This is a genomic window from Citrobacter sp. Cu096 (assembly GCF_030332285.1).
GTDB lineage: Bacteria > Pseudomonadota > Gammaproteobacteria > Enterobacterales > Enterobacteriaceae > Citrobacter > Citrobacter meridianamericanus.
Genome location: NZ_JAOWID010000030.1, coordinates 261,929 through 282,621, shown reverse-complemented (window position 1 = coordinate 282,621; position 20,693 = coordinate 261,929). Strand labels below are relative to the sequence as shown.

Sequence of the window (20,693 nt, the reverse complement as noted above, 5' to 3'; positions counted from 1 at the left end):
GCAACTGCAATTATTGTTTTGTCGCTTTCTGGAACAGAGTGTCCCACATTTCTTTCACTAACGCCTGGTCACGCGGCGAGAGTTCACCTGCGCTGATGGCTTTTTCCAGGCTGCTGGTCACATTGGCGTACAATGCCTCAGCGGAATGGTCCTCGCCAGCGTCCAGTTCGGCCACGGCCAGCGTCAGGTGTCCACGCAAATAACCACTGGCAAACAACTCATCATCGCTGGCGTGCTCTACCATATCGTCGATTAATACCAGAATGCGTGATTCAAACTCCGCGATCATCTTCTTTCCTCATTGTAAACGTGGCAGCGGCTTCAGTTTAGCGCTTCGGGCCACGGGAATTGTTCCGCCTTAAGTTCAGGCGTGTGATAATAATTCTGTAACGCGTTGATGAAGCGCGCCGGGCGTTCAGGGATCCCCTTCTCCAGGTACTCCATCACCTGAGCATGAACACGGCGCTGGAATAGGACGCGATCCGGTTCAAAGTCCCCTTCCAGGTTGTCGCAACTGACGTTAAACGGGTAGCCCGCCGCCACGCAAAACAACCAGTCAAACGCCTGCGGCTTCACTTCCACATCTTCAAACTGACATTGCGTCTTCGCGTCGCGTCCGTCAGGGCAGTACCAGTAACCGAAGTCAACCAGCTCACGACGCGCCTTTCCCGCGATGCACCAGTGTGAAATTTCGTGTAACGCACTGGCATAATAGCCATGCGCAAAAACGATACGGTGATACGGCAATTCCGCATCCGCAGGAAGATAGATCGGTTCATCGTCGCCTTTAATCAGACGGGTATTAAATTCATCGGCAAAGCAGCCGTTAAAAATCTCAATTAACTGTTCGTAGTGATGGGTATTATTCATTAGTTCATCCCCAGCCAGTGGAGAATCTCCTGTCCATGATTATCATAAAGTAGCTTGGCGCTCATCACGGCGGAGACAATGACGATCATCGGCCGAATGAGTTTTTGTCCTTTGCTGAGCACCAGCCGTGAGCCCATCCGTGCGCCAATAAACTGGCCAATAAGCATCACAAAGCCCGTCGCCCAAATCACTTTGCCGCCCAGGGCAAATAACAGCAGCCCACCGATATTCGAGGTGGCATTTAATACTTTGGCGTGGGCCGTCGATTTCGCAAGGTTGTAGCCGCACAGCATGACAAAGGCCAGCGCGTAGAACGACCCCGCCGCCGGACCAAAAAAGCCATCGTAAAAACCGACACAGCCTCCGGCCACCAGCGCGAAAGGCAAACCATGCAATCGACGCTGTCGGTCCTCTTCCCCCACTTTCGGCATTAACAGAAAATAGAGGCCAATACAGATAACCAGAACCGGCAGGATCTGGCGCAGAATATCTGACTGCACATGCTGAACCAATAGCGCGCCGCTCATTGATCCGACAAACGTCATGAAGATATTGAGTTTCTGATCCGCCAGGTTAACCACACCCCGGCGAATAAAATAAAGGGAAGAAGAGATAGACCCGCCACAGGCCTGCAATTTGTTGGTGGCCAGAGCTTGCGCGGGCGGCATCCCGGCCGCCATCAATGCCGGAATGGTGAGTAAACCACCGCCTCCGGCCAGAGAATCAATAAAACCTGCCAACATCGCCACAAAAAAAAGCACACCTAACAGCAGTGGCGACACCATAAACAGAGAGACAAAATGATCCATTAGAGTACATGCTCGTCCAGTAGCGCCTGGCAGGAAGGCGGCAACGGCGGCGGTGTCTTCTTCTCAGGCTTGGTGGTTCCAGGTTTCGGAGGTTCGAACCAGCTTTGCAGCTCCGCGCCGCAGCCGTCACCCGGTGGCGGTAACGGTTGATCTTCGCACTCAAGACTGTCGGCAGGACAACGTAACCGGACGTGCATATGCGCACGGTGCTGGAACCACGGTCGCACTTTACGCAACCAGTCCCTGTCGGTCCCTGCATCCAGACAAAGTTGCTGCTTAATCGCCGGATTCACGAAAATACGCGTAACTTCATTATCTCTTGCAGCCAGCCTGATCAGGCTGAAAATCTCCGGCTTCCACAGGGACGGCACAACGCGTTTACCATCCTGCGAGACCAGATCTAACGCCTGAGGCCGCAGCAGCTGTGACTGGGTCCAGCGCGTTTTCGGCAGTTGCAGGAAAATATCCACATCCAGTCCCGTCTGGTGGCTGGCGTGACCGCCATTGAATCGCCCACCGGCCGGCATGCCCATATCACCGATTAACACCGTGCCCAGCCCCAGATTATTGGCCTGATTACTCAAACGCTGGATAAACATCACCAGATCCGGATGACCAAAGTAACGGCGCTGATCGGTGCGCATCACCTGATAGTGTTCTGACTGTACAGGCAGCGTATCTGCGCCAACAATACAGCCATTGGAAAACGCGCCGATCGACTGCGCGCTGCCTGCAATCGGATGGGTAATTTTCTGCCAGGGCGTTGCCGCCAGACAGGCGGTACTGACAAACAGAGCCAGCGCCGCAAGTGCCGTTTTTTTCATTTTTACCAGCGTGGAATATCGGTCTTCACATCCGCATTTTGCGCCCTCTGACGCAACAAGTGATCCATCAACACGATCGCCAGCATTGCTTCAGCGATTGGCACTGCGCGGATCCCAACACACGGATCGTGACGACCTTTAGTGATCATGTCGACTTCTTCACCAAAGCGATTAATGGTGCGTCCAGGAACGGTAATACTGGACGTCGGTTTCAGTGCCATATGAGCAATGATTTGTTGCCCACTGCTGATCCCGCCCAGAATGCCGCCCGCATGGTTGCTCTGGAAACCCTCTTTGGTGATTTCATCGCGGTTCTGACTGCCGCGCAGTGCAACAACGTCAAATCCGTCGCCAATCTCAACGCCCTTAACGGCGTTAATACTCATCAGCGCATGGGCGATGTCCGCATCCAGACGGTCGAATACAGGTTCGCCAAGACCCGCAGGTACGCCGCTTGCAACAACGGTCACTTTCGCACCGATGGAGTCGCCCTCTTTCTTCAGTCCGCGCATCAGTTCGTCCAGCGCGTCGAGTTTATCCGGGTCCGGACAAAAGAACGGGTTAAGTTCCACCTGAGACCAGTCTTTGATCTCCAGCGGAATATCGCCCATCTGCGTCAGACAGCCGCGAATTTCAACGCCGAATTTTTCTGCCAGATACTTTTTGGCAATCGCTCCGGCCGCCACGCGCATCGCCGTTTCACGTGCGGATGAACGCCCACCACCACGGTAGTCGCGCAAACCATATTTCTGTTCATAGGTATAGTCGGCATGACCCGGACGGAAAACATCTTTGATCGCGCCGTAATCCTGTGAACGTTGATCGGTATTTTCAATCAGCAAGCCAATGCTGGTGCCGGTGGTAACGCCCTCGAACACGCCGGAGAGGATTTTCACCTGATCCGGCTCACGGCGCTGCGTAGTGTAACGCGAAGTACCTGGACGACGTCTGTCGAGATCGTGCTGCAGGTCAGCTTCTGTCAGAGAAATGCCCGGCGGAACACCATCGACAATACAACCGAGCGCCAGCCCGTGTGATTCGCCGAAGGTGGTTACGCGAAAGAGTTGCCCAATTGTGTTTCCTGCCATCACGGCTCCGTTATGCGTGTTGTGTATGTGCGTGCGCGTGTAATTAGTCTTTATAAATGCTGAAGTGCTCACGAGCAGCAACTAACTGCTCTTTGGTCAGCATGAATACGCCGTCACCGCCGTTGTCGAACTCCAGCCAGGTGAACGGTACATCCGGATATTGCTCTATCAGATGTACCATGCTGTTTCCGACTTCACAAATCAGAATACCGTTATCTGACAGGTAGTCCGGGGCGTTACCCAGAATGCGGCGGGTAAGTTTCAGCCCATCGCTACCGGACGCCAGTCCCAATTCAGGCTCATGGCGGTATTCGTTTGGCAGATCGGACATATCTTCTGCATCGACATACGGTGGATTGGTCACTATCAGGTCATACTGAACTTTCAGCAGATCGCGGAACAGATCGGAACGGATCGGCGTTACGTGATGGATCAGGCCGTGCTCTTCAATATTTTGCTCAGTCACCGCCAGCGCATCAGTGGAAATGTCCACGGCATCGACTTCGGCTTCCGGGAAGGCATAGGCGCAGGCAATGGCAATACAGCCGCTGCCGGTACACATATCGAGGATATGCTGGGGCTGCTCATTAATCAGGCCAGCAAAGCGGTTATTGATAAGCTCGCCGATCGGTGAACGTGGAACCAGCACACGTTCATCAACATAAAATTCATGCCCGCAGAACCAGGCTTTGTTGGTGAGATAAGCCACCGGAATGCGCTCGTTGACGCGGCGAATCACGCGCTCAACAATACGATGGCGCTCGCTGGAGGTCAGACGCGCAGTGCGCATATCTTCTGGAATATCCAGCGGCAAATAAAGCGACGGCAGCACCAGCTGTACGGCCTCGTCCCATGGGTTATCCGTGCCATGGCCATACCAGATATTCGCCGCGCTAAAACGGCTGACCGCCCAACGCAACATGTCCTGAATGGTATGCAGTTCACTCACGGCTTCATCGACGAAAATTTTATCCACGTATTTCTCCAGGGCATGCTCGTATTAATTTCGGCGGCTAGTTTGCCACGAAGGCGGCGATAAATCAGCATTCACGCGGAGCCTGAGCGCGAAAATTGCGTTTTAAGCGATCGGATGCCTGCCGAGTCGGGTTAAACTAAGGGAAAATAAAAGATGAGATGCTCGAATGAAAAAGAAAACATCGCTCAGCGAGGAGGATCAGACGCTGTTTCGCCAGCTGATGACCGGCACGCGTAAAATTAAACAGGACACCATTGTTCACCGGCCTCCACGTAAAAAAATGACCGAGGTTCCGGTTAAAAAGCTGCTGCAGGAGCAGGCGGATGCCAGCCACTATTTCTCAGACGAGTTTCAGCCACTGTTGAATACGGACGGCCCGGTAAGATATCTGCGTGCCGACGTCAGCCATTTCGAACTGAAGAAAATGCGCCGTGGCGATTACTCCCCGGAGCTGTTTCTCGATCTGCACGGGCTGACCCAGCAGCAGGCGAAACAGGAGTTAGGCGCGCTGATTGCCGCCTGCCGTCGTGAGCATGTGTTTTGCGCCTGCGTGATGCACGGCCACGGAAAGCATATTCTTAAGCAGCAAACGCCGCTCTGGCTGGCACAGCATCCGCATGTGATGGCCTTTCATCAGGCGCCAAAAGAGTACGGTGGTGATGCCGCGCTGTTGGTGCTGATTGAAGTGGAAGAGTGGCTGCCGCCCGAACTTCCCTGATGCAGGCAAACATAAAGAGCCGCGTTTGCGGCTCTTTAATTTTCCGGATAGCGGCTGTGCGCCTTGTCAGAATCCAATCTTTATTAAATTGCTTTTGCCATTTTCAGGTTACACGGGCTCATCTGCCAGTTGAATGTCCCCTTCCCGCTCTCGTCAAGCGTAACGCTGGCAATCGCTGATGTGGTAAACATCGGTGGAGTTTCGCCAGGGCACAGCTCAGACACCAGGTACCCCACTAAAGGCAAGTGAGAGATAACCAGCGCCGTGGCGATACCCTCATTGGCCAGAGCCTGTAAATAGGCGCTGACCAGACCGACATCGCCGCACGGAGTCAGCTCCGGCAAAACATCCACACCGGTTGGAAGGTTCATACATTCCCCCACCACATCCAGCGTTTGTTCGGCTCGCAGGAACGGGCTCACCAGAACACGTTCGATATCCACTTTTTGACCTTTCAGCCAGTTCGCCATCAGGCGAGATTCGTCACAACCACTGGAAGTTAAGGGACGAACCGAATCACTGGCGGCATCGAGGGCCGCGTCGCCGTGACGCATGATAAAAACTTGCATATTGCACCGCTTTTGTTAACCAGAATCACCAACACCTTTAATCACAGCCCCTATTGGCGGTGGTAACGATGTGGTGGCCGGCATTGTGCCTTATCCATTCACCGAATGAAACGCTGTTTTTTACCTCAACGGCGTAAGTATAGTCAATCTCTGTTTACATTTTGAGCTCAACCCTTACACTCAGTGCGGATTCACCCTACTTTTGACCTCATGAATTCAGGTCAGTTTCCCTAACGCTCCAGAATTTTTCACCACGTTCCGCCATCAGCAATAACTGCTCACAAGGTGTAAACCGCGAGCCGTACTGCGTGGTCAGTCGTTGCAGCGCCGCAGCCACTTCACCCGCGCCCAGAGAATCCATATACCGGAACGGGCCACCGAGGAATGGCGGAAAACCAATGCCAAATACAGCGCCGATGTCGCCATCACGCGCGCTGCGAACAATTTTCTCGTCGAAACAGCGTGCTGCTTCGTTAAGCATTAACATGACGCACCGCTCTGCAATCTGCACGGCGGTAAGTCGGCCCTGGCTCTGGACGCCAATAAGCGTATAAATTGCAGGGTCGACCTGTTTTTTGCTTTTACGCCCTTTCGCACCATAAAGATAGAAACCTCGACCATTTTTTCTACCTTTGCGATCGTCATTCAAAATTGAAGCAACAACATTTGCAGGCGCGCTAAAGCGTTCTCCATAGGCGGCTTCAAGCACTGGTATAATTTTAGTGCCCGTATCAATTCCGACCTCATCCAAAAGTTGGATTGGCCCGACCGGAAAACCAAACTTAACCAGCGCGGCGTCGATGGTTTCAACCCGCTCACCTTCGGTCAACAGGCGAATCGCTTCGTTAATGTAAGGCGCTAAAATGCGGTTAACATAAAACCCGGCTTTATCTCTGACCACTATCGGCGTTTTACCCTGTTTTTTCGCCAATTTAACGGTGGTTGCAATCGTCTGATCAGACGTTGTGGCATGTGGGATCACCTCGACCAACGGCATTTTTTCCACCGGACTAAAAAAGTGCAAACCAATCACTTGTTCAGGTCTGGCAGCGTTCGCCGCAATATCACCAATTGGTAAAGACGAGGTGTTAGACGCAAAAATGGTGTGAGACGCGCAATTTTGCTCAACTTCCGCCACCATCTGTTGTTTTAACGCCAGATCTTCAAACACGGCTTCAATAACCAGGTCACGATGCGCAAAGCCGCGGTAGTCGGTCGATCCCGAAATCAGTGCCAGTTGTTTATCACGCTCGCTGGCTTTGATATGACGGCGACGAACCTTCGTTTCAAGCTGATCCCAGCTGTACTTCAGTGCGTGGTTGATTCCCTTAGCGTTTATATCTTTAATACGTACTGGCAAGCCCCCTTTACAGGCCGTCACATAGGCAATACCGCCCCCCATCAGACCGCCGCCCAAAATGCCAACGCTGTTCAGCGGACCAGGCTTCGCATCGCTTCCCGGATCCTTTTTCACGTCAGTGTTGGCAAAAAAGATGTGCCGCAATGCCTGCGACTGAGATGTCATCGCCAGTTCGCCAAATGCACGAGCTTCTGCGTCATAGCCGCTACTGCTACCTTGCGCCAAACCGGTTTCAATCACCTCAAGGATTCGCTCCGTCGCTGGGTAGTTGCCATGCGTTTTTTGCGCCGTCTTTTTACTGACCATACGGAACAAAAGCGCGCGCCCCAGCGGGCCCGCTAACACACGCTCACGCACTGGCAACGCTCGATGTGGGGGACTGTCTTTTTTGGCCAGTTCTACAGCCGCTTCCAGTAAAATAGTCTGCGGCACAACTTCGTCCACCAGCCCTACTTTCAGCGCCTGTTTAGCGCGTAATTGCTTTCCTGTGAGGATCATATCCAACGCGGTACTGACGCCAATCAGGCGCGGTAACCGCTGCGTACCACCGGAACCGGGTAGCAGACCAAGCTGTACTTCCGGTAACCCCAGAACGGTTTTAGTATCATCGGTACAAATACGGTTGTGGCACGCCAGCGCCATCTCCAGGCCACCGCCAAGGCAGGCTCCGTGAATAGCGGCGATAACCGGGATCGGCAACGCATTAATTTCCGCCATAATCTGCTGTCCCTGACGCGCCAGGGTTTCAGCTTCCTGCGCACTGCAGCAGTTGCCGATCATGTTAATATCCGCCCCGGCGATAAAATTATCCGGTTTCGCCGAAATAAACACCACGCCGCGCAATGCTTTGTTATCACGAATTTGTTTCAGAATAGCCCGCACCTGAGAGGCAAACTCCGCCTTCAGGGTATTCATCTTCTCGCCGGGTACATCAATGGTGACAACAGCAACGTTATCCAGACGTACGTTTAGTGTAAAAGCCGATGTCATTTCCATTATTCCGCCTCCAGAACCATTGCCGCGCCCAGACCACCTGCCGCACAGGCAGTCACTAAACCGAAACCTCCGCCACGACGTCGTAACTCATGAAGGGTTTGGGTGATCATGCGCGCCCCGGTGGCGGCAAAGGGGTGTCCATAGGCAATAGAGCCGCCCAACACGTTAAATTTGCTGTCATCGACCTCGCCAGTGGCGTGCGCTCTGCCCAGCACTTCGCGGGCAAAACGTTCGCTGCCCAGCAGTTGAAGATTCGCCAGCGTTTGTGCGGCAAAGGCTTCATGCATATCGATCAGAGTTAAATCGGCCATCGTCAGACCCGCTCTCTCCAGGGCAAGCGGCGTTGACCACGCCGGTCCCAGCAGCATGTCCTGCCAGACATCGATGGCGGTGAAGGCAAAACTACGCAGGTATCCCAGCGGCACCAGCCCCAGTTCTTTCGCGCGTGACTCTGTCATCATAATCACGGCGGCGGCGCCATCCGTTAGTGGGGTGCTGTTCGCCGCAGTAACGGTGCCGTGTTTTCGGTCAAATGCCGGACGCAGTTTGGCGTAATCAGCCAACGTAGAGTTACCACGAATATTGTTATCTTCTGAAAAAGGATCTTTGAAAGGTGGCGCGTAGGTGGTCATCACCTCATCTGTCAGTTTACCTTCAGCCCATGCCTGAGCGGCGCGCTGATGAGAACGGTGCGCGAGGGCATCCTGTTGCTCTCGCGTAATACCATAAGTTTTGGCCATTTGCTCGGCCGTATCCCCCATGCGTAAACCGGTGGAATATTCGGCGACAGCTGGCGGTACGGGCATCAGGTCACGTAAGCGCAGTCGGGAGAAAAGTTTAAGACGCTGACCGGTAGTGCGCGCTTTATTGACATCCACCAGCACCCGCGCCAGCTTTTTACTGACACCAATAGGCAGAACTGACGAGGAGTCCGCACCACCGGCAATTCCTGCGCGAATAGTTCCTGCCATCAGGCTTTCCGCAACATTCGCCACCGCCTGGAAACTTGTAGCACAGGCCCGGCTTACACTGTAGGCATCCGTGTGCACATTCATCCCGGTTCCCAGTACGATTTCACGAGCGATATTCGGCGCTTCAGGCATTTGCACCACCTGACCAAAAACCAGTTGCTCAATCACATCTGCAGGAATTTCGCTACGCGCCAGCAGTTCGCCAACGACCATTCTCCCCAAATCTACGGCGGGAATGCCATGAAACGCAGTTGCCTGGCGGGCAAACGGCGTACGCAATCCGCTTACAATGGCGATGCGATCGCCCTGGCGGGTAACCAGCGGTAAAGCCTGACTCATAACACTCCCCTGTAAAAATAAAAAATAAGTGGTCTGACCTGATCACAGTCTTAACCAATTTTTTACATTTAGCCAAGCAGGGAGAAAAGAAAGTGGGAGCTAAGACACAGTGAATAATCACTGACAGTGACAAAAAAGCCCTTGCTACCGGGTAGCAAGGGCTTTTACAGAAGGGATTAACGCAGGCCCAGCTGGAAGATCAATGTTTCAGCTTCACAGGCAAAAACAAAGTCGATATCCAGACGCACACCTTCTGATTCTTCAGTAAAGGCCGAGGTGATTTGGCAAGGCTCAGATTCCACGCCACGTGCCTTCTCAGTCAGAGCGGCCAGCGTTTCTTCTGCCTCTGCGCGATTCGCGAACACACGGCTGTATGACGCGGTGCAATCGGAGTTGTCCATGATGGTACCAACATCCATACAGCAGCAAACCGGGGTTTCATCAGCACTGCATTTACTCATTGTAGATTTCCTCTGTATTCGCACCTGAGGTGCCAGATAAACGATGGGGATATTTTACGCTCCCATTATTCGCCTCTCCAGTCGTTAATTGTATGAAATGCGATAAGTGACCGAAATCACACTTAAAAATGATCTAAAACAAAAATCACCCAAACAGGTGAGTGCGTATACCCGCAATTTTGCCAGCTGGATCGCGTTTCAGAGATCAGAATTGAAAATATTTATAAACATACTTGCAACATTTCAGCTGGTCAGACCTATACTCTCGGCACTGGTCTGATTTCTAAGTCGTACCTCAGACCCTACACTTCGCGCTCCTGTTACGGTATGTAACATTGTTTGTATAAAAATAAATCTATGAGGTTATGGTCATGAGCCAGAAAACCCTGTTTACAAAGTCTGCTCTCGCAGTCGCAGTGGCAATTATCTCCACACAGGCCTGGTCTGCAGGCTTTCAGTTAAACGAATTTTCTTCCTCTGGCCTTGGCCGGGCATATTCGGGTGAAGGCGCTATTGCAGATGATGCAGGCAACGCCAGTCGCAACCCGGCGCTGATTATGATGTTCGATCGCCCTACTTTTTCTGCGGGTGCGGTGTATATCGATCCAGACGTTAATATTTCCGGTAAATCGCCATACACCGGACGCAGCACCGATGCGGACAACATCGCGCCTACGGCGTGGGTTCCCAATGCTCACTTCGTGATGCCTATCAACGAACAGTTTGGTTGGGGGGCGTCTGTCACGTCAAACTATGGCCTGGCAACTGAATTTAACGATAGTTACATCGTCGGCGAATACGGCGGGAAGACCGATCTTAAAACGGTCAACCTGAACCTGAGTGGTGCTTACCGTCTGAATGATAGCTGGAGCTTCGGTGTCGGTTTTAATGCCGTCTATGCCGATGCAAAAATTGAGCGTTATTCCGGCGAACAAACGGCTGCATTGCCGAAAGTCAGCCAGAAAATCGCCAGCCTGAAAGGTGATGAATGGGGTTATGGCTGGAACGCCGGTATTTTGTACGAGCTGGATAAAAATAACCGCTACGGTTTAACGTATCGTTCCGAAGTCAAAATCGACTTCGATGGCGATTACAAGAGCGGCATCCGCACCCAGGCAAACGTGTTACCTGGTGCAGGCACGGCGTTCCCTTGGGGAACAACCAATGCCACCGTCCCGGGTTCTTTGACGCTTAACCTGCCGGAAATGTGGGAACTGTCGGGTTACAACCGCATCGCTCCACAGTGGGCTATTCACTACAGCATGGCTTACACCAGCTGGAGTCAGTTCCAGGAGCTGAAAGCAACCGGCACCAACGGGAAGACGCTGTTCTATAAAGAAGAAGGCTTCAAAGATTCTTACCGCATCGCGCTGGGTACCACTTACTACATGGATAAAAGCTGGACCTTCCGTACCGGTATTGCCTATGACGATAGCCCGGTTCCTGCAAGCAAGCGTTCCATATCCATTCCGGACCAGGATCGTCTGTGGCTGAGTGCGGGTACGACTTACGCATTCAATGATGACGCGTCTATTGACGTTGGCGTTTCTTATATGCACGGCCAGAAAGTGACCGTAAAAGAAGGCCCATATACTTTCGATTCTGAAGGTAAAGCCTGGCTGTTCGGTACCAACTTCAACTACGCATTCTGATTTTCTTCAGATATAAAAAAGGTGAGCTTTTTAGCTCACCTTTTTCTTTTCATCTTTCCTTACTCGGAATCGATCTCTTTTAATTCATCCTGAATTGCTTGCGCGTTCGGATTTTCTTCTGGTTTGAGTTTCCCGCCGTTCGCAATAAAGTCATGACGCTGGAAGTAAGCTTCACGCACCATAATGTAAGGATCGGAAGACTGACGCAGCAGACCGTCGGAATCAAGCAACTGCGCGCGGGTTTCAATACCTTCAACCGTCCACTTACCTATCGACAACGGCCAGGTGAGCCAGGAGAGTACTGGATACAGCGTATCCACCATATCACCACCATCATCACGTAGCGTAAAGCTGCCGTAGAACGGAAGCTGCATATACGGTCCGTAACCCACGTCATAGTGGCCTAACGTACTACCAAAACGGTGTGGCTCAACGCGTTGCAACTTCGGATTTGCCATACCCGCCACATCGATAAATCCGCCCATACCTAACAGGGTGTTGAGGAAGAAACGGGTAAAATGGACCATCCCTTGATAAGGGTCACCTTGCAGGAAGTAGTTGACCATCACGGCCGGTTCTTCAAGGTTGCCAGTAAAGTTGCTCAAACCGTTACGTGCCGGCTGCGGAACATAATCACGCCATGCTACTGCTACCGGTCGAACAACATAGGGATCCAATACATTAAAGTTGAAGTTGTACATGGTGCGGTTGAACCCTTCAAATGGGTCCGAACGCCCTTGTTGTTCATTACCGGAGCTCGCACACCCCACCAACAGTGTGGTTCCCAGCGCAAGCGCCGACAGGCGAAGCTTCATAAGTGTCTCCCTGTGTATTATGGCTATCGCTGATTGCCATCCATGACGGAACAATGACGTATCCGCCTGTTTAGATGTGAGCGATTGTAACAGCACGTCAAACGATGTCTATATACCCGGTCTTACTGATTTGATCATAGCCTGGTAATGCACACCGCGCGGTGTTGCTATTTTAACTAAGCCGATAAAAACAAACGTTACCATTTTTGCTATCTCAGACTTTCTCCCGCTGATTTTCGCATAAAAGCCGCTACGCTTTAGCAATACGTGCTAATTCAGGATTCGGTTATGAATGACATTGAAAAAGAAAAAATTGATCGACACAGCGACGAACTTCAGGTCGAAAGTGATGAAAAGTTAGAAGGTAAAAAGATTGAGGTCGATGAGGACCGACTCCCCTCCCGCGCCATGGCGATCCATGAACATATCCGCCAGGATGGGGAGAAAGAGATGGAACGCGACGCAATGGCTCTACTGTGGTCAGCCATCGCTGCCGGACTGTCAATGGGAGCCTCGCTACTGGCTAAGGGGATTTTTCATGTGCAGCTTGAAGGTGTGCCTGGAGGATTTTTACTGGAAAATCTTGGTTATACCTTCGGCTTTATTATTGTCATCATGGCCCGCCAACAGCTCTTTACCGAAAATACCGTCACCGCCGTGCTCCCGGTTATGCAAAACCCTACCCTTGGAAATTTTGGTCTGTTGATGCGCCTGTGGAGCGTGGTGCTGCTGGGTAATATCATTGGCACCGGGGTCGCTGCATGGGCGTTTGAACATATGCCGATTTTTGATGAAGAGACTCGCGATGCTTTTGTCAAAATCGGCATGGATGTGATGAAAAATACGCCGATGGAGATGTTTTCCAACGCCATCATTTCTGGCTGGTTGATTGCCACGATGGTATGGATGTTTCCCGCCGCAGGTGCAGCAAAAATTGTGGTTATTATTCTAATGACCTGGCTGATTGCGCTGGGGGACACCACGCACATCGTCGTCGGCTCAGTGGAAATTCTCTATCTGGTCTTTAACGGCACGCTGCACTGGAGTGATTTCCTCTGGCCCTTTGCGCTACCCACACTCGCAGGGAATATCTGCGGCGGGACGTTTATCTTCGCGCTGATGAGCCACGCACAGATCCGTAATGATATGAGCAACAAGCGCAAGGAAGAAGCCAGATTGCAAGCAAAGCGGGATGAGCAAGAGCAGAAAAACCCAAAAAAACAGGCCTGAATGGTGACTGTTTGAGCAGTTGGGCGGCCCGAGGCTTACCGTCGTGGGTAAAAAACGCTATACTCGTGCCGCTTCGTCCCCTTAGTTAAATGGATATAACGAGCCCCTCCTAAGGGCTAGTTGCAGGTTCGATTCCTGCAGGGGACACTTATCACTAACTTGTCGGTTTCTATGACACAGCAAAGTATCTCTTAATGACGTCTTTGCTTAAGCTTTTTGTATATACTTTGCACGCTTAAAGCGTATTGTTTTCTCTTTAAGTTTTGTTGCTCATTAATTTTGAAGCCAGCATTATAAGCGCCTACAGCCTGCCATGAGTATCCCCAGCGTTTGAAAGCTATGGAAAGATAGTAAGCACCCGTATAAATATTTAAACAACTGTTATGATAGAGTTTTTGAGGTGTAATACCAAACGTTGCTAAATGAGAGAAATTTTGTGAGTGAATTTGCATCATTCCTACCGCATACTCGGTTGATGATACAATATTCATGGCTTTGCCCCGCCAGGAGGACTCCCTGAAAGCAATAGCACGTAATAAATCGGGATCTATTCGATAATACCTACCAGCACGATCAAAACAATCCCGAGACAAAGCAGGGAGAGAAATCAGCAGCGAACCTATAAAAAAAGTTATTATCATCCCTGAAAAACCACGGCTCATTTTTACTCCTTTTTACTAGCAAATTGACTTAGATTAGAGCTGCTAAGCACGATAACTCCTTGAACATATTGACGTTACATATTGGAGGTCACAATAATTTATAATCGAACTCTGCGGTAAATTTATTAAACTCAGTTCAATTGGCCGAAAGTTAACGTAAGGCAAACGTTATGGCTGTGGATACAATAAACTTGTGCATTCATCAAGGCGATCCAGCGCAGTAATGAGTTGTTGGCTAGCCTCTTCTACATCATGCAATACTCGTTTCAGTTCTTCAGGGGTAAACGTTTTAAGCTTGCGTCTGAAAAGATTATTACTGGTCTCATGAACAAGGTGATGACAGGCGTCAAGCTCCCGAAAACCAGGCAACGTACGAAAACGACGGAGACCTTCGCCATGTATCCATAGCCCTAAGGTGCACTCTCGCTCATCAGAAACAATATTATTATGTTGCTCTGTCAACAAAGCGATATACAACCTGTCACGCCATTGATAGTGCTGTACTTTAAGAAGTGCAAATAATAACTTGTCCGCCGCAAGAGCCAATCCCGACGCAACACGACTTAGATTCTCCTGAGTAAAACCCGTTTGTTGGTACTGCTCACGTGCCAGCTTCAATAACTGGCTATGTTCAGTTTTGTAATTATCTTGCTGGGTATCTTTGGCAAGATGATTAACAAGGCGATACTGACGGTTTAAGACAAGAGTAAGTGACTGAGATTCTTCCCTACAGTGCGATGCCGAATGCAACATACTTTCGCGTAAGCGAAAACTCTTCTCCGATGTATAATGCACATGGGCAAATTTTGTTACAGCACTGGAGCGAATATGATCGAGGACAATGTCACGTAGTTCAGATGTAAACATGGAAAAATCCTTCATATACTTCACTGAAAGCCTTTTCACTACCAGAAACTGGATAATAAATCCCTTTAAAAAATTACAATAAATTTATTTGTACAGCATGTATCATGCAAGTAACAAATCGGACGTTAAAATCTGATTACCATTTCAAAGAAATAACAGGCGCTGCGAACAACGCCCTTAACTCAATCAACAGTATTAAATACTGTCAAAGAAATGGACGATTTGTTCCTGTACAAGTGCAGACCTCTTCTGGAAATTCCCCGTCAACTCGCATTTCGCAGCGTCAACACCTTCAGCGATATACATATCAACAACTTCCTGCACACAACGATGGAAATCATGATGCAATTTCATTAGTTCCTGAAATTCAGACATACTGCCATATTGGTTTTGACCAACTGTATGCAGCCACTGTCCTAACTCACACCTATCATCCATCCCAAGTTCATTAAGATTGGTAACAGTATCGGTGCCATTGATTATTGCAATTAACTTATCACGCCAGCGACAATGCGCATCCAATGCCGACTTAACATTAAAACCATGATTTTGAATGTCGCCATCTGTATACATTATGGAGATTAGGTTAGCCTCAACATCAGAGATATTACGTTTAAGCAAAGCAAGATTTGCACGCTCACGGCTTGCTACCAGGTAAATGAAGATATCTTTCATCCCTCGGCAAGGATACAACAGTTGATATTCGTCATCAGTCGTAATGAGTATATCCAGCACATCATCGTTAACTTCTAATAGTTTGATTGTCTTAAGCTCTGCTCGCATCACCCGTATAGAACAGTCGATAAGCGCATCACCATCTTTTAATAAACCGACAGAAGCCAGTTTCATCCCACTATTCATATCAACAAATGCAACATAACTAACTGAACTATCAGGGCGCAATTGTTCTAAAACATTGTCAAATTTGTTCATAAATTCAGGCTCCTTTATAACACTTTTTGATGATGCAATTTCTTGTTTGATAAATATTCGACTCAAAAATTTTAAAATCATTATAATTGCCGTAAGCAGCCCTCAATTTATATACCCATAAACAAAAGATGCCGCTTAAATTATTAAGGCACGATCATGTCTGATTTATTGATGAATTTTAAACCACCCGGTTCATTACTAAATATACTGGTTATCGCATCCTTCAGAGCAGAGTAGTCAGTAGCAACAAAGGCGCCATCTTCTCCAACGCAGTTCTTCTTCCAATCATATATTATTGAACTAGTTTGAAAGTCATTTACAATTGAGACAAAATAGATTTTAACTTCTTTAGTATTTTTTGAGTTGTTTTTTACACCATCCATTATTTTTTGGCATACTGCAGGCGTTCGAAATTTAAAGGCAACAGTTTGCTGCTCACCATATTCCTCACCATCTGTTACAACAATTATAATTTTCCGCGGGTTTTCTCCCTTAGCCACCTCTCGGGCAGAATAAAGCAGTCCAGCAACTATATCTGTACCAGCACCATCCATTGGCCACATTGACTGAAACTTATCAATCTCTGATTTATCAGATGATAACCCTATAACATATGCATTTTGTCTCACTTCACTTAAGTATCTAGAATAATAATTATCCGGACGCCCATAGGGGTACCCTTGAGGGATACTTTTATCTGGCCCCCATGCAGGAATTACGCCTGCAAAATTAAATCCCGTCAAGCATATTTGTTTAAAGGGATTACCCATGTCAAAACTGGCAAAAGGTCTCTCAAATTTATTATCCATTTTCTCATCGAATAAAAAAGACTCATCTACAGTACCAGCGTAATCAATAGTTGTATCATTGGCAAAAGATTGACTTTTCATATCATTTATCAAAGGATGGAAATAGTCTTGCATTATCTGACTATAATTTTGTATTTCAATATAATTAGATGATGAGACAGCACTTACTTCTTTAATAGCTTCACAAGATAATGGATTAGAGTGTAGTTTCCCTGAGGATACAGAACTATCATATGATGTGTTAGATGCGCAAAATTTTTTGTAATTGACTCCTGCTGCATTGATATAATTAGAATAATATTCATAACGTTTAAGATCAAGATAGCTTCTGATAACGTCTTCTCGATCTGGACCAGATGTATTATTCCCAGAAGAAGTCCAGTCTGTTTTTTTATTAGCCCAGAAAGCATGATCAATATCATACTTGTTTTTAAACTTATAGGGGGTAGCACATCCTATACGATCACCGCCAGCCTCATTTTTTTCTTCCAGTTTGACCGGTATCCCAATATCAAAGGGAACAATAGCAATTTTTGACTTTGACTTTTCATTAGCAATTTGGGATGACAAATCATTAACTACGTCCCGTAAAACCTGAATTCGTAACTTTCCATCGGGTGTCCGTCCAAGCATAGAACCAGAAAAATCGACTGCGAAAGCGATATCGCTCTCAATATTTACCTCACCGATTGTTTTACGCACAATGCCATTGTTTTCATCAGCAATGATAGGTACATCTTTATTAAATCCAGGCAATGCCCTGCTGATTCCATCAATGATGGGGTGTGCAATTATTTTTGCAGTAGCCACATATTCAATAGAGTTAACTTTTGTTGAATCATCCGGATCAACATCAATATTAGCTGAGACAGCAAGCGTTGATTCGTCGAGTTCTTTGCTCGGAATATAATAATTAATATAACTTTTCACCAATTCTTTACCTTCAATTTTTTCAGGTTCAGTGGTGAGGTTGGAATTTGTGGAAGCTACCGCAAAACTTCCCTGAGATAAGGCATCTGCAAGACGTGCTCTTTTAATCAAAAAGCGTGAACCATCAATGCCTAAGGAAAAAGTTGCAATCAGCACAGGAAGAATGATAGCAAACATTATTGAGACACCTGCGTTACCACCCCGGATAAAGCGGCGAATATGAAACTTATTATACATTTTCATCACTATCACCTGTATGCTTATCTTGGAATAACAATGTTACTAACTGAAATAGTGTCTGCAATAATGCCAGTACTGGACAACGCATTCAAAAACAGACTATTTCTTCCTTTTGTACATAATGTGACCTGATATAGCGGGGCCCACTTTCCTTTATCTTCAGTTTCCTGCATCCACGGTGACATCTTGTAAACCTCAGCACTATTAATATCAAATGCCCCTTTACAATTTTGTTGCGCCACCGCGCCACTATTGGCAGCCTCATAAATATCTCTCGACTTCGTGGCATCTAAAATTTTGCCCGTTTTTGTGGAGGTATCAGAGAAATGAACCGTTTGCACCCTGACGCTGACAGTGCCCTTTAAAGCATCGGAACCAAGTAATAAGTCCACCGTTTTTTGAATATTTTTCACATCTTCAGACTCAACAACAAGGTTATTGGCATATAACGTACTGCGTTCTCTCAACATGGATGACATAGAATTACTTAATCTGGCAAGTTTACTTTCAGCTGAGAAATGAAAAGTAAAATCAATCAGCATAAGACCCAGTAAAACGATGATGGGAAATACAAAAGCAAACTCAACTGTGGCGCTTGCCTGGCTCTTCTGCCAAAAAAAACGCTTATACTCTGTTGGGCTCTTGTACATAAACTATATTCCGTTCAAATATTGATGAGAAAAAACCAGTGCCAAAAAAAAAGAAAACGGGATGATAATTATATTTAAATGAATATACTGACAAAAAATGGTCTGTAGTAGTCGCCCCCGTAATACAACTATCACTTAGCAAGTCAGGTATATTTTTACAATGCTTAACGGTTACGGATATTTCGCTTCCACTGTAGAGCAAAGGCCAATTGCGTGCACTTGTTTTTATATTTTGTTCGAATGCTTCTGAATGATTAGTTACAGTACTATCCAACGAGATATATCGTCCAGATTCAGCAAGCACTACATCTAAAGCCGATGTCAAATACATAACACGACACAACTCTATGATAAATAATATAGACACAAGGAATGGAATAATGACTAATGACAGTTCAACGGCGATCGCGCCGTCTTCACCTTTAATTTTTTTTATCATGCGCATTAAGGTGTGCAATCAAGCCTCCTTAAAAGGTTAATAAGTTCATGAAGTAGCCACAACCTATTGCTATGCCATAAGGTAGCGTTTTATATTTTCCGTACAAGCGCGGAGTAATTAGCATCAGGATAGCCATCACTCCACCAATAACAGAGGTCAATAAGAGGAATGCAGGTAAATTCACCCCGGGAATTGATAGTGATAAAGCAAAACATAGTTTTGCATCACCTGCCCCCCATATATTAAACACACTTAAGACAAATCCAACTATCAGAATTAGAGATGCTGATACATAAGATACATTAATATCTGAAAACACATTCAAAAATAGACTAACAGCAATGATAATCAACGGCACGCTGTTATATATTTTCCTGACCTTGATATCAGTATAAATACCATACAGTATTGTGCATATAATGATTGAATATCCAATGCCTGTAATCACCATCATTTCCTACCTTTACGGGGAAATCTTTTAACATTTTTTCTCCCCATAACTTTTGGCTTTTCCATAATAATAGATACAGATTTTTCAGGAAGTTCATCAAACGAGGTCGACATCGGTATATTGAGTATATTCATGTATTTTATAACAGACTCAACAATCATAGTCATACGATCGCAAAGAACAGGCGAATGACCAATAAAGTTTGATGCAATATCAGACTTTACTAATAAAAATGCAAACTCAATCAATTGGTCAGTTTGTGCTGTAGTATATCCCTTTTGAGTTCCTATTTTCTGCCATGTGCTTAGATTATCAGAAACTAAAGAAATATAAGTCTGTATTTGGTCCTGAATTAATTCATTACGATTATCAAGCACAGGTTTTAACGGAATATATTCGGAGATAATATCTGCGGCGACTAATTCCATTGAGAGCCTGAAAACTAATACACTATTCATTTATTAAATCCTTAACTATCCGTTATTGAATCAACTCTTTAACTTCATCAACTAATTTTTGCATCATCCAAAGAGCCTGGCCCAAAGAATCAATCTCACCTGAAACGGCCATCAGAACAACATCCAGTTGATTACCAGAGATAAGATAGATAAATACTGAGCGTTTACCATTATTCAGATATAGATACTGATATCCTGGGGCACCAATCTCTCTTAATATTGCTGAACCTATAGATTGCAGAGAACTCGACATAGCTGAGACTTTTCGAATAATCTCTTCACCGCCCTGATCAAGCACAGAAGATATTTCAAAACCATCTACTGTTGAAAGCACGAGGTTCTGTATATCTGGGAATTTACTTACATAATTATTCAATGTCTTATCAATCTGTTCTTTAAGAGCAGAATCTACAAAACTTTTGTCGTTATCACTTATCTTCTCTTGCTTTTCATCAAGAGGTTGAAGAACGACCTCAGGCTCTATTATTTGCTCAGGATGGCCTTCTACACTTGCACTTTTATCCTTATCTGAGCTAACTGTAAACTTCAATGGAAAAGGAAGTCCATTCTTCATAA

General features: G+C 47.4%; 23 protein-coding genes and 1 tRNA gene. 4 read left to right on the top strand and 20 right to left on the bottom strand.

Going from position 1 to position 20,693, the window contains the following annotated elements; all coding sequences use genetic code 11:
• Positions 1 to 10: 10 nt before the first annotated feature.
• Genes OGX99_RS15705 through prmB form a run of 6 tightly spaced genes read right to left on the bottom strand, consistent with a single transcriptional unit; the run spans position 11 to position 4,567 of the window.
• Positions 11 to 289, bottom strand: coding sequence for a YfcL family protein (locus OGX99_RS15705; RefSeq protein WP_151219946.1), 279 nt, complete (start codon positions 287 to 289; stop codon positions 11 to 13).
• A gap of 32 nt (positions 290 to 321) precedes the next feature.
• On the bottom strand, positions 322 to 870 hold the full coding sequence (locus tag OGX99_RS15700; RefSeq protein WP_151219947.1) for an elongation factor P hydroxylase: 549 nt from the start codon (positions 868 to 870) through the stop codon (positions 322 to 324).
• Entirely contained in the window at positions 870 to 1,679 is an 810-nt protein-coding gene (locus OGX99_RS15695) for a sulfite exporter TauE/SafE family protein (RefSeq protein WP_187253475.1), read from the bottom strand. The genes OGX99_RS15700 and OGX99_RS15695 overlap by 1 nt, the downstream gene beginning before the upstream one ends.
• Positions 1,679 to 2,503, bottom strand: coding sequence for a penicillin-insensitive murein endopeptidase (gene mepA, locus OGX99_RS15690; RefSeq protein WP_151219948.1), 825 nt, complete (start codon positions 2,501 to 2,503; stop codon positions 1,679 to 1,681). The genes OGX99_RS15695 and mepA overlap by 1 nt, the downstream gene beginning before the upstream one ends.
• A 2-nt stretch (positions 2,504 to 2,505) precedes the next feature.
• Complete coding sequence (aroC, locus tag OGX99_RS15685) at positions 2,506 to 3,591, bottom strand: chorismate synthase (RefSeq protein WP_043017081.1); 1,086 nt, start codon at positions 3,589 to 3,591, stop codon at positions 2,506 to 2,508.
• A gap of 43 nt (positions 3,592 to 3,634) precedes the next feature.
• Complete coding sequence (gene prmB / locus OGX99_RS15680) at positions 3,635 to 4,567, bottom strand: 50S ribosomal protein L3 N(5)-glutamine methyltransferase (RefSeq protein WP_151219949.1); 933 nt, start codon at positions 4,565 to 4,567, stop codon at positions 3,635 to 3,637.
• Between the two features lie 166 nt (positions 4,568 to 4,733).
• Here prmB and smrB point away from each other — a divergent pair, with 166 nt between their 5' ends.
• Positions 4,734 to 5,285, top strand: a complete 552-nt coding sequence (gene smrB / locus OGX99_RS15675) for an endonuclease SmrB (protein ID WP_151219950.1) — start codon at positions 4,734 to 4,736, stop codon at positions 5,283 to 5,285.
• A gap of 83 nt (positions 5,286 to 5,368) precedes the next feature.
• Here the strand turns inward: smrB and sixA are convergent, their stop codons facing one another.
• The 4 genes from sixA to OGX99_RS15655 all read right to left on the bottom strand — a co-directional run bounded on the left by sixA (position 5,369) and on the right by OGX99_RS15655 (position 9,981).
• Complete coding sequence (gene sixA / locus OGX99_RS15670; RefSeq protein WP_151219951.1) at positions 5,369 to 5,854, bottom strand: phosphohistidine phosphatase SixA; 486 nt, start codon at positions 5,852 to 5,854, stop codon at positions 5,369 to 5,371.
• A gap of 208 nt (positions 5,855 to 6,062) precedes the next feature.
• Positions 6,063 to 8,210 (bottom strand): fatty acid oxidation complex subunit alpha FadJ, encoded by a 2,148-nt coding sequence (fadJ, locus tag OGX99_RS15665; protein ID WP_286544168.1) that lies wholly within the window; start codon positions 8,208 to 8,210, stop codon positions 6,063 to 6,065.
• On the bottom strand, positions 8,210 to 9,520 hold the full coding sequence (gene fadI, locus OGX99_RS15660) for an acetyl-CoA C-acyltransferase FadI (RefSeq protein ID WP_286544165.1): 1,311 nt from the start codon (positions 9,518 to 9,520) through the stop codon (positions 8,210 to 8,212). Before fadI ends, fadJ begins: the two co-directional genes overlap by 1 nt.
• Positions 9,521 to 9,696: 176 nt before the next feature.
• On the bottom strand, positions 9,697 to 9,981 hold the full coding sequence (locus OGX99_RS15655; protein ID WP_286544163.1) for a YfcZ/YiiS family protein: 285 nt from the start codon (positions 9,979 to 9,981) through the stop codon (positions 9,697 to 9,699).
• Positions 9,982 to 10,352: 371 nt separating this feature from the next.
• On the opposite strand from OGX99_RS15655, the gene fadL reads away from it, so the two are divergent.
• On the top strand, positions 10,353 to 11,633 hold the full coding sequence (gene fadL, locus OGX99_RS15650) for a long-chain fatty acid transporter FadL (RefSeq protein WP_151219953.1): 1,281 nt from the start codon (positions 10,353 to 10,355) through the stop codon (positions 11,631 to 11,633).
• Positions 11,634 to 11,692: 59 nt separating this feature from the next.
• On the opposite strand, the gene mlaA is transcribed toward fadL, so the two are convergent.
• Positions 11,693 to 12,448: a phospholipid-binding lipoprotein MlaA gene (gene mlaA / locus OGX99_RS15645; protein WP_151219954.1), complete on the bottom strand. Its 756-nt coding sequence runs from the start codon at positions 12,446 to 12,448 to the stop codon at positions 11,693 to 11,695.
• Positions 12,449 to 12,736: 288 nt separating this feature from the next.
• On the opposite strand from mlaA, the gene OGX99_RS15640 reads away from it, so the two are divergent.
• The gene (locus tag OGX99_RS15640) at positions 12,737 to 13,678 is read left to right on the top strand and encodes a formate/nitrite transporter family protein (RefSeq protein ID WP_151219955.1); all 942 of its coding nucleotides are present in this window, start codon (positions 12,737 to 12,739) and stop codon (positions 13,676 to 13,678) included.
• Positions 13,679 to 13,753: 75 nt separating this feature from the next.
• Positions 13,754 to 13,825, top strand: a tRNA-Arg gene (locus OGX99_RS15635).
• A gap of 44 nt (positions 13,826 to 13,869) precedes the next feature.
• On the opposite strand, the gene OGX99_RS15630 is transcribed toward OGX99_RS15635, so the two are convergent.
• The 9 genes from OGX99_RS15630 to OGX99_RS15590 all read right to left on the bottom strand — a co-directional run bounded on the left by OGX99_RS15630 (position 13,870) and on the right by OGX99_RS15590 (position 20,691).
• Complete coding sequence (locus OGX99_RS15630; RefSeq protein WP_370608056.1) at positions 13,870 to 14,340, bottom strand: transglycosylase SLT domain-containing protein; 471 nt, start codon at positions 14,338 to 14,340, stop codon at positions 13,870 to 13,872.
• Positions 14,341 to 14,508: 168 nt separating this feature from the next.
• Positions 14,509 to 15,207 (bottom strand): CZB domain-containing protein, encoded by a 699-nt coding sequence (locus OGX99_RS15625; RefSeq protein ID WP_187258651.1) that lies wholly within the window; start codon positions 15,205 to 15,207, stop codon positions 14,509 to 14,511.
• Between the two features lie 195 nt (positions 15,208 to 15,402).
• The gene (locus tag OGX99_RS15620; RefSeq protein WP_187253479.1) at positions 15,403 to 16,140 is read right to left on the bottom strand and encodes a CZB domain-containing protein; all 738 of its coding nucleotides are present in this window, start codon (positions 16,138 to 16,140) and stop codon (positions 15,403 to 15,405) included.
• A gap of 143 nt (positions 16,141 to 16,283) precedes the next feature.
• On the bottom strand, positions 16,284 to 18,122 hold the full coding sequence (locus OGX99_RS15615; RefSeq protein ID WP_278237768.1) for a pilus assembly protein: 1,839 nt from the start codon (positions 18,120 to 18,122) through the stop codon (positions 16,284 to 16,286).
• 17 nt (positions 18,123 to 18,139) lie between these two features.
• Positions 18,140 to 18,769 (bottom strand): tight adherence pilus pseudopilin TadF, encoded by a 630-nt coding sequence (gene tadF / locus OGX99_RS15610; RefSeq protein WP_278237767.1) that lies wholly within the window; start codon positions 18,767 to 18,769, stop codon positions 18,140 to 18,142.
• The gene (locus OGX99_RS15605; RefSeq protein WP_187258648.1) at positions 18,744 to 19,226 is read right to left on the bottom strand and encodes a TadE/TadG family type IV pilus assembly protein; all 483 of its coding nucleotides are present in this window, start codon (positions 19,224 to 19,226) and stop codon (positions 18,744 to 18,746) included. The genes tadF and OGX99_RS15605 overlap by 26 nt, the downstream gene beginning before the upstream one ends.
• 10 nt (positions 19,227 to 19,236) lie before the next feature.
• Entirely contained in the window at positions 19,237 to 19,662 is a 426-nt protein-coding gene (locus tag OGX99_RS15600) for an A24 family peptidase (RefSeq protein WP_151219962.1), read from the bottom strand.
• Positions 19,659 to 20,117 (bottom strand): hypothetical protein, encoded by a 459-nt coding sequence (locus tag OGX99_RS15595; RefSeq protein ID WP_151219963.1) that lies wholly within the window; start codon positions 20,115 to 20,117, stop codon positions 19,659 to 19,661. Before OGX99_RS15595 ends, OGX99_RS15600 begins: the two co-directional genes overlap by 4 nt.
• A 22-nt stretch (positions 20,118 to 20,139) precedes the next feature.
• Positions 20,140 to 20,691 (bottom strand): roadblock/LC7 domain-containing protein, encoded by a 552-nt coding sequence (locus tag OGX99_RS15590; protein WP_151224781.1) that lies wholly within the window; start codon positions 20,689 to 20,691, stop codon positions 20,140 to 20,142.
• Positions 20,692 to 20,693: the final 2 nt, after the last annotated feature.

What these genes read in the sequence shown, in the direction of transcription:
- OGX99_RS15700 (WP_151219947.1), bottom strand. Translation starts at nt 870, where the DNA reads ATGAATAATACCCATCACTACGAACAGTTAATTGAGATTTTTAACGGC.
- OGX99_RS15695 (WP_187253475.1), bottom strand. Translation starts at nt 1,679, where the DNA reads ATGGATCATTTTGTCTCTCTGTTTATGGTGTCGCCACTGCTGTTAGGT.
- fadL (WP_151219953.1), top strand. Translation starts at nt 10,353, where the DNA reads ATGAGCCAGAAAACCCTGTTTACAAAGTCTGCTCTCGCAGTCGCAGTG.
- OGX99_RS15615 (WP_278237768.1), bottom strand. Translation starts at nt 18,122, where the DNA reads ATGAAAATGTATAATAAGTTTCATATTCGCCGCTTTATCCGGGGTGGT.
- mlaA (WP_151219954.1), bottom strand. Translation starts at nt 12,448, where the DNA reads ATGAAGCTTCGCCTGTCGGCGCTTGCGCTGGGAACCACACTGTTGGTG.
- sixA (WP_151219951.1), bottom strand. Translation starts at nt 5,854, where the DNA reads ATGCAAGTTTTTATCATGCGTCACGGCGACGCGGCCCTCGATGCCGCC.
- OGX99_RS15600 (WP_151219962.1), bottom strand. Translation starts at nt 19,662, where the DNA reads ATGATGGTGATTACAGGCATTGGATATTCAATCATTATATGCACAATA.
- OGX99_RS15595 (WP_151219963.1), bottom strand. Translation starts at nt 20,117, where the DNA reads ATGAATAGTGTATTAGTTTTCAGGCTCTCAATGGAATTAGTCGCCGCA.
- OGX99_RS15630 (WP_370608056.1), bottom strand. Translation starts at nt 14,340, where the DNA reads ATGAGCCGTGGTTTTTCAGGGATGATAATAACTTTTTTTATAGGTTCG.
- OGX99_RS15705 (WP_151219946.1), bottom strand. Translation starts at nt 289, where the DNA reads ATGATCGCGGAGTTTGAATCACGCATTCTGGTATTAATCGACGATATG.
- OGX99_RS15640 (WP_151219955.1), top strand. Translation starts at nt 12,737, where the DNA reads ATGAATGACATTGAAAAAGAAAAAATTGATCGACACAGCGACGAACTT.
- OGX99_RS15590 (WP_151224781.1), bottom strand. Translation starts at nt 20,691, where the DNA reads ATGAAGAATGGACTTCCTTTTCCATTGAAGTTTACAGTTAGCTCAGAT.
- smrB (WP_151219950.1), top strand. Translation starts at nt 4,734, where the DNA reads ATGAAAAAGAAAACATCGCTCAGCGAGGAGGATCAGACGCTGTTTCGC.
- mepA (WP_151219948.1), bottom strand. Translation starts at nt 2,503, where the DNA reads ATGAAAAAAACGGCACTTGCGGCGCTGGCTCTGTTTGTCAGTACCGCC.
- fadI (WP_286544165.1), bottom strand. Translation starts at nt 9,520, where the DNA reads ATGAGTCAGGCTTTACCGCTGGTTACCCGCCAGGGCGATCGCATCGCC.
- fadJ (WP_286544168.1), bottom strand. Translation starts at nt 8,210, where the DNA reads ATGGAAATGACATCGGCTTTTACACTAAACGTACGTCTGGATAACGTT.
- OGX99_RS15655 (WP_286544163.1), bottom strand. Translation starts at nt 9,981, where the DNA reads ATGAGTAAATGCAGTGCTGATGAAACCCCGGTTTGCTGCTGTATGGAT.
- OGX99_RS15620 (WP_187253479.1), bottom strand. Translation starts at nt 16,140, where the DNA reads ATGAACAAATTTGACAATGTTTTAGAACAATTGCGCCCTGATAGTTCA.
- OGX99_RS15625 (WP_187258651.1), bottom strand. Translation starts at nt 15,207, where the DNA reads ATGTTTACATCTGAACTACGTGACATTGTCCTCGATCATATTCGCTCC.
- tadF (WP_278237767.1), bottom strand. Translation starts at nt 18,769, where the DNA reads ATGTACAAGAGCCCAACAGAGTATAAGCGTTTTTTTTGGCAGAAGAGC.
- aroC (WP_043017081.1), bottom strand. Translation starts at nt 3,591, where the DNA reads ATGGCAGGAAACACAATTGGGCAACTCTTTCGCGTAACCACCTTCGGC.